Below are 7282 nucleotides of genomic sequence, written 5' to 3'. Positions count from 1 at the left end.
CCAGTACCATTGCCTAAGGTTGTGTCGCTACCCTTACTAGTTGGATCACCTGTTTGAATCACAAAGTCTTTAAGTACACGGTGAAATTTAACTCCGTCATAGAATTTGTCTTTGGCTAGAAAAACAAAGTTGTTTACTGTTTTTGGTGCATCCTTAGCAAATAACTCAATTTTAATATCTCCCATTGTAGTGCTGATTGTTGCTTCGTACTTCTTGTTTGAATCTATGACCATATCAGGGTAAGTATTATACTTCCCAGAAAGCACAGGACTAGAAGAAACAGTATCTTTTGGTTTCTCTTGTTGAACAGGTTGTGCTTCTGTTGGTTCAGGAGGTGACGGCGTTGTTGTATTACCACATCCTACAAGCAAACTTATTGAGAGTAAAAGTGAACCCATAACTGTTAATATGCGTTTCATTTTTTCATCCTTCCCTAAAATTTTTGTTACTTACCCATAACACATTATAATAAAATGAGTGTTGGAATCAAGTTTTGGCAGGAGGAACAAAGGTTGCGTAAACGGACAGATTACGAATATATAAAGAGTTACTTTAGTGAAAATGGTTATAAATTACTAACAGCCGAATACAAGAATCAAAAACAAAAACTGAACTTGATATGTCCAAATGGACATAGTTATACAGTTACATTTAACAATTTTAAAAGAGGGGATCGTTGCAACAAATGCAGTGGAAAGAGGCAGAGATTTACAAAAAGTGAGGTCAATCAATGGTTTGAGGATAGATATTGCAAATTAATCACAGAAGAATATTTAAATCAGAGGCAACTACTTGAATATCAGTGTAAATGTGGAAAGTTACTTAAAAACACATTCCAACGGCTTAGGAATTTTTGCAAAGACCCATATTGTCTTGATTGTAGAAGAAACGACACCAAAGAACAAAGGAGGATTGATGCAGAAGAACTAATGTCAAAAATTTGGTTTTAATACTATGGTCTTTTATACATTACAAACCCCCTAGTTATTCTAGGGGGTTTGTGTTTATATCACGCAATCTTTTGGTTATATATTGAATTTTTTCAATCATTTCAAATCTGATCTTAGAATCATCTCGATTTCTATACAATATGTGATACAGTGATTCAATCTCATCTTCCAAACATTTTATATCAATAGTATTGTCAATCCTTGCTGTAAATTCAGAAGATAAACTCATCAATACATCACCATTGTTTGTTGTATTCATTCTTTAAGCGAAACAGAGCAGACTCAATTAAACCTTTAACCTCGTCTTCGGTAACTTTAATACGATAGGTCGCCATTCGTTCAACAAACCATTTAACTGCTTCATTGTACTTATCTGTACCTTTAATATCTATACACACTTGTTCAACAAATTGGACAGCACGATCCGCATATTCTCTTTTGATTTTATCTTTCAAGTAAGTAACAGCATGTTTAATTACCCAAAAGCCAACACCAACAATTACAGCAAAAAGCAAATCTAGAACAACTTGACCAAATAAAGTTTCCATACAAAATCCCTCCAAATTGTTTTAAATTTATATTGAATAAAAGAGATATTTTAACAAAAATTAGGGTCAGTAATTCGATCCATTAACACAAGAGTTAACCAAGGCAACTCTTGATAAATCGTTCCATCATCAACTCGTTTTTCCCAATCATCAGGGTTGTTTAAATATCCTTTTTGAGCTAAACTAGAAATAGCATTCTTGGCATACTGCTTCCCTTGGTCAGACATGACAAATTTCATAAATTCATTCTCCTTATTTTTTTCTTCTTTAGAAATATTTAATTTTTGTTTTACGCATCTTTTGAAACGCTCAAATTCATTAGGGTTATTAACCCAAGGTAGGGGACAGTTCTTCCACCCGACAATACCCTTATGAGTCCAAATGTCATTTTCTGTTAAAGAAAACTTTTTACATAGAGTAACTACCAAATCAACAGCATTTTGAAATGTTTTCTCGGTTATATTTCCATTTTTATCGATACACATCTCAATACCAATAGTACAATCATTTGGGTATTTGCTTAATCTTTTTAATGCTTCTGACGTGTATGTATTTGACCCACAGTGATATGCCATCTCATCATCTGGAATTGCTTGATAAATTGAATTATCATCTACAGAGTAATGAGCAGAAGCATACACAGGAGACTTTGCACTATTCTGATTCTTTAGTCCATCAAAGTATTTAACAATATTAATTGCAGGAGCAGAAGGGGAAGCGGTGTAATGCATTACAATTCCTTTAACCCCTTTTAACTTAATGTTTGGTCGAGAATAAGGATTAACAGATATGAACTTTTGAATAATCATGTCAACATTAGCCTCCAATTATTTTCATAATATCCGGCACTTTCAATCCAAGTAATGTGCCTAAAATCAAATAAAAGGCAAACCAAAGATACTTGTTGTTTAATGAACTGAAATTTTGAAGCCAACTTATAGTACTTTGCTCCCCTGATTCATTTTGATGTCCTGAATGATTGATTTCACTTCGCACTTTAATAGTCTGCACATCAACATTAACTTGTTCTAACTTTTCATCTATTTTATCAAGCCTTTGTTCTTGTTTCTCTGCGCGTTGTTCATTTTTCTCCATGAGTGTTGTTTGACGAATCACATTATCTTGTAATTTTTTTAGTGTTTCTGTAAGTAATTTTTGACTTTCCCTCTGTTCAGCTTTAATATCTTCTACATTTTTTTCTAAATTGTTTAGACGAACCTCTAGTGCTTCTAAAGATGGAGTAGGAGGCATTTGTATCATACCTTTCTAAATATAATAAATGAACTTAATAAATTATAGCATATTGCATACTAGCTTTACGGCTTGTATCCACAACACGAATGCTTGCATGCAAATCTGACGCCAATTTTACACGAACTGTAATCTGGCTTTTTAAATCATTTTGTTCACGTCCAATGACATGCATTTGACTGAGTAAATCATTACCATACTTCACAAAAATGGATGATGGGAGTTCATTAACATATTCGACCCGAATTCTCCCTCGTAAATCATTGCGATTAGGAATTGTAATAGAGGAGGAAAGGTCATTATGCCCTTTAACACTCAGAGCCATTAATAAATTAGATTCACTGCTTATTTTATCGATCTGAATCTGTGATCTTAAATTTGCTTCATGTTTAACAACCAGTTGACCGAGTAATGAACTGCTGTCTTCAATTTTATTAATATTTATTGAAGATTTAAGGTATGAACTTTCAGGAACGGTAACAGACCCAATGATAGAATCCTGTCCATTTATCTTGTTAATTTGAAGCGAACTTCTAAGGTCATCAGGTTTTTTTACTCGCACATCCATAGAAGCTAACAGTTGATTTTCATCAGATTTCTTCTCAATACGCAATAATGAATGGAGCACTTCTTCACGATATTTGCTAATAACATTGATGCTTGAAAGCAAACTATCTTCTTTTAATGCTTCAACAGTTATTGACGAGTATAAATTACTTATCCCCTCATTAAAAACAGGCATTTCAAATCCTAATTCTAGTTCAGGGGGAAATGAAGATTCTCTTGTCCCAAAGGGAATTAACGCTCTTTTAGTCTCATCATCTGCACCAAGCAGCACTCCATAGTTTGGAATCGTTCCCTCATACCAACCTTTAGCAATTGTTAACAAATCTATCTCAACAAAGTCATTTTGCGAAGAAGGAATACTTTTAACAGTCAGCTTTTCGCCTTCTGGTGGTTGATTTGCCCAAGTAACGTCTTTTTCTTGCCAATCATTTAAAATATTAAAAATTGCAATATCAATATCATTTGGAAATGGAATACTATACAGTCTTAGGATTGCTTTCTTTAAAATCTTGTCTGATGGAATTGAGGAAAAATCAAATTGAATTAGCGATCTAAATATCTCTCCATTAAATTCATCTGCACCAACTAGCATTTGCGCATCCGTTCCGTAGTTAAGCGTGGGGATGCTTTCTCTAATTGTACTATCCTTAACTGGACTTAAATAATATTTTTCTAATGGAGGTTCTTGCACGTTAAACATACCAGTCATTTTATTCTTGGGATTTATAGTAATGCTGCTCAATAAACTAGAAAATCCACCAAAGTTGACTGAAATGCTTGAAAGTAGATCAGCTTCTCGATACCCCCAGACAAGAAACTTACCCGACATTTTATTATGTATCAAACTATTTCACCTTCTCATTGTATTGAGAAACATTTAAGTTGGTTCTGCATCCACAATAATGTCGAACAAACCACTGTGTGGAGGATCGTCTTTATCTGTAACAATTCGAACATAAAAGTTTATCTCCTCATTCGTTTCTAGCTCATCCTCAAAAGTTAAAACATTTTCGCTTACAAAAGGAGATTCCGTTTTGGATATTTCAATTTTAGTATTTGAACTTCTGTTGCTGTCCAAATCAAGATCAATATCGCCAACGGTAAGAATCATATTCTTTATTGGGAAGTTGTTCTTGTTTGTGACTCGTACCTTCTGTGGCAATGTAGTTCGACCAGCAATTATTGAACCGAAATCTAAATATTGAAGGATATTTCCAAACGTATCTGAAAAATATTTCCCATTTAAATCCATAAATAATATTCCAGAATAATCTCCAATGAAAGTGAGTGTAGCAGTGCTTTTCATGCCATATTCATCTTTACACTCAATAACAATAGAGTTTAATTGGTTTATCTTAATTTCATTATTGCTAAAGATACGACTAAAATTAATTGGCGAGGGCAATAGAGGAGTAAATCCTTCTTCTGGATAAATTTGCTCTCCATTTAATATAATTTTAAATTGAACTTTGTCAGATTCCTCATCGCCAATTTTCAAATCCAAAGTATTCCCAATATAAGAAGCAATAATTTGTGGCTCAGTGTCAAATATAGTGAATATTCCCGTTTCTTGAATTATTTTCCCATCTACCTGTTCAACAGATATTGTTAATGTATGCGGATGGTGTGAAGCAAACATGTTAGAAGAGACAATTACTGTGTTTAAACTGTCCTGTAATGTCCAATTTGACCAATCTTGTAATACTCGATCTGGATCGGAAATTTCTACTTTATGGCGATAGTTGGGATAGGGAATACCATTCACGAACATAGTTTTATTTACTGTATTCTCCTTCCATAAAACGATGTCAAAATCTCCTTCTAAATCATCTAGGGGAGAGTAATTTGTAGTTATTTCTAAAGTTTTGTTTGTAATGCTATTATCGTCTGTGTAATACAAAATATCTACACTCTCACCGAATTCATCATACAAAGTAAATGGTTTTGTTTTAATATTAAATAAAGGTTCTTCAACCGACTCATCATCTGTAAAGTAGCAAATTTTAACAACACCTTCTAATTCACTCCATGCCTTTTCAGGAATAGAAGAAAGCTCTGCTAATGTCATTCCGTTTAAGTAGTCCATCAATGATGGCTCAGTAGTTGCGACGATCTCCCACATGTCAGAATTGTATTTTTTATAAACACCATCATTACAAACTAAAATCCTATCATTTGAAACATGTTCAATAAACCATTCATAATCTGTTTTACATGGATACCCTGATCTTTGTCTGACAAATTTATATCTTCCTTTTTCTAACTCTCCTGTACTCTGATACCATTTTCTATTACTTCCTCCATCTGGATTCTCGATCATATTTAAACCAGTGTCTACATACGAATTGCCATCCCATTTAAAGATGTCAATGGTATCACCGCTATAATTAGTGCCATAATAAGGCAGTGACCAGATCACAAATCTACTCGCAACATCAATCTCTACATAATCTCCATTCTGATAAAATTGTGCGTAGGTATTGATATCTCCATCAAATAACTTGTTATGATTAACATACATTGACCCACCAATTACAGTATACTCAGCTTGAACGGCATACTGGTGCGGTTTTAATTGTCCAGCCATTTTTTTCCTCCTTTCAAATATATGTTTTTTGGATTTCTATTTTTTTAATTGGCATATTCAAAGTGTCAATTGATGTAGAGAACACTTTACCTCCTTCTAATGGAGAAAAGCTGTTTGCCAAAAATGTTTTTACATTAAAGTCAGTTTTAAAATCAATATCAATTAATTTTTCTTCATCTACACCTTTAGTGTCAAACAGATCAATGTTTATTTCTGGAAGAGACAATATGGATATGTCAGAATAAAACATTTGCATCTCACCAATAGCAACATAGTTAGCATAACCATTATTGTTAATGATATATATTCTATATGCCTTAAATTTCTTGAAGTTTTGAAACGTAAATTCCATATAATAATCTTTTTGCCATCCAGTCTCTAATCTTTTATCTAAAATTACCCATTTGTCTCCATCCCAACCTTCAAAACTCCACTCTTTAGGCATCGCAGTTACAGTTGCTTCTCTAGCAAGCATAGAATACTTATTAATGCATACGGGTTCTGGAAATTCATATGATAACCATTGAGGATAAGTATTGTTAGAAGAAATCCATCCAGAATTACTGTCTGAACTTTTATCAAACGCTAAATAAGCACTATATCCACCAGTGTAAACGCTACTTGAACTTGCAATACCACTTGGGGTAGTGTTGCTGGTCATTTTTGGAATCGCTGACTGGTCTGTTGGTCTAGAATAAAACGATACAATTTCGCCATTTTTTGATTGAAATAATACTTTATTCTTTGGTGGAATAATTTCAATATTGTAAGCTAAAAATCCATCTGGTACAGGGGAAGCAAATGGAGCCGCACCAAAATTAAAAGTAGCAGTCTTTGAATAAATACTTGACCCATCTATGAATATTGGATACACTTCACCCATATTTTTTAAGTTTGTGTGAGACTTACCTTGGCTTACACCATTGATATAAAATTCCAAAGTTCCATTATCAAGATCAAGTGCCACTCCAATTATATCTCCAACAGATACAACAGATGAATACGATGTGGCTTCTGGATATTTATATCCGTCATACCCATAAAAACCTACGAAATTATTTCCAGTATATGTGTGTGTTGTGTACGATTTATTAGCTACCCCAATAATAAAACCATTATAGCCTATATCTAACTTCACTTCCCAATACCACTTGCCGCTAGATCGACCATGTGTAGCACGAATCCAGTTTAAACCTTTGGATTGAACAGTCAGATTCCCATTTGATATAGTTAAAGAGCCTAATTTATCGTTTTCGTTTAAAATAACAGGCAATATAGTTGTCCTCATCAATAAAAACCTCCTTTGCTCAATGAAGTATAGACATTTATTCTCTTTTATTCTCAATAAAACTTGTCTTCAAATGAGGAAATAGAGTAGA

8 protein-coding genes are annotated in these 7282 nt (G+C 33.5%); 1 reads left to right on the top strand and 7 read right to left on the bottom strand.

Translation table 11 applies throughout. The features are described from left to right. Positions 1–419, bottom strand: a 419-nt coding sequence (locus EDM57_RS23805) for a peptidylprolyl isomerase (protein WP_246005877.1), incomplete at its 3' end; no start/stop codon positions are given. A gap of 93 nt (positions 420–512) precedes the next feature. Between EDM57_RS23805 and EDM57_RS21130 the strand changes: the two genes are divergently transcribed. After that, positions 513–950: a hypothetical protein gene (locus tag EDM57_RS21130; protein WP_122906675.1), complete on the top strand. Its 438-nt coding sequence runs from the start codon at positions 513–515 to the stop codon at positions 948–950. Between the two features lie 236 nt (positions 951–1186). On the opposite strand, the gene EDM57_RS21125 is transcribed toward EDM57_RS21130, so the two are convergent. From EDM57_RS21125 to EDM57_RS21100, 6 genes are read right to left on the bottom strand one after another with little or no spacing between them, the layout of a single operon-like run. Continuing rightward, positions 1187–1498: a phage holin, LLH family gene (locus EDM57_RS21125; RefSeq protein ID WP_122906674.1), complete on the bottom strand. Its 312-nt coding sequence runs from the start codon at positions 1496–1498 to the stop codon at positions 1187–1189. Between the two features lie 50 nt (positions 1499–1548). Then, positions 1549–2307, bottom strand: a complete 759-nt coding sequence (locus EDM57_RS21120; RefSeq protein ID WP_122906673.1) for a peptidoglycan recognition protein family protein — start codon at positions 2305–2307, stop codon at positions 1549–1551. A gap of 7 nt (positions 2308–2314) precedes the next feature. Further along, on the bottom strand, positions 2315–2749 hold the full coding sequence (locus EDM57_RS21115; RefSeq protein ID WP_122906672.1) for a hypothetical protein: 435 nt from the start codon (positions 2747–2749) through the stop codon (positions 2315–2317). Between the two features lie 34 nt (positions 2750–2783). Continuing rightward, positions 2784–4160: a DNRLRE domain-containing protein gene (locus EDM57_RS21110; RefSeq protein ID WP_122906671.1), complete on the bottom strand. Its 1377-nt coding sequence runs from the start codon at positions 4158–4160 to the stop codon at positions 2784–2786. Positions 4161–4193: 33 nt separating this feature from the next. Next, the gene (locus EDM57_RS21105; RefSeq protein WP_122906670.1) at positions 4194–5903 is read right to left on the bottom strand and encodes a hypothetical protein; all 1710 of its coding nucleotides are present in this window, start codon (positions 5901–5903) and stop codon (positions 4194–4196) included. A gap of 13 nt (positions 5904–5916) precedes the next feature. Further along, positions 5917–7191: an SPRY domain-containing protein gene (locus EDM57_RS21100; RefSeq protein ID WP_122906669.1), complete on the bottom strand. Its 1275-nt coding sequence runs from the start codon at positions 7189–7191 to the stop codon at positions 5917–5919. Between the last annotated feature and the right edge of the window lie 91 nt (positions 7192–7282).

Origin of the sequence: Brevibacillus gelatini, assembly GCF_003710935.1 — a bacterium.
Classification (GTDB): domain Bacteria; phylum Bacillota; class Bacilli; order Brevibacillales; family Brevibacillaceae; genus Brevibacillus; species Brevibacillus gelatini.
Note: the sequence above shows the minus strand (reverse complement) of the source record. Positions and strands in the feature narration are given on the sequence as shown.

What these genes read in the sequence shown, in the direction of transcription:
- EDM57_RS21120 (WP_122906673.1), bottom strand. Translation starts at nt 2,307, where the DNA reads ATGATTATTCAAAAGTTCATATCTGTTAATCCTTATTCTCGACCAAAC.
- EDM57_RS21100 (WP_122906669.1), bottom strand. Translation starts at nt 7,191, where the DNA reads ATGAGGACAACTATATTGCCTGTTATTTTAAACGAAAACGATAAATTA.
- EDM57_RS21115 (WP_122906672.1), bottom strand. Translation starts at nt 2,749, where the DNA reads ATGCCTCCTACTCCATCTTTAGAAGCACTAGAGGTTCGTCTAAACAAT.
- EDM57_RS21125 (WP_122906674.1), bottom strand. Translation starts at nt 1,498, where the DNA reads ATGGAAACTTTATTTGGTCAAGTTGTTCTAGATTTGCTTTTTGCTGTA.
- EDM57_RS21105 (WP_122906670.1), bottom strand. Translation starts at nt 5,903, where the DNA reads ATGGCTGGACAATTAAAACCGCACCAGTATGCCGTTCAAGCTGAGTAT.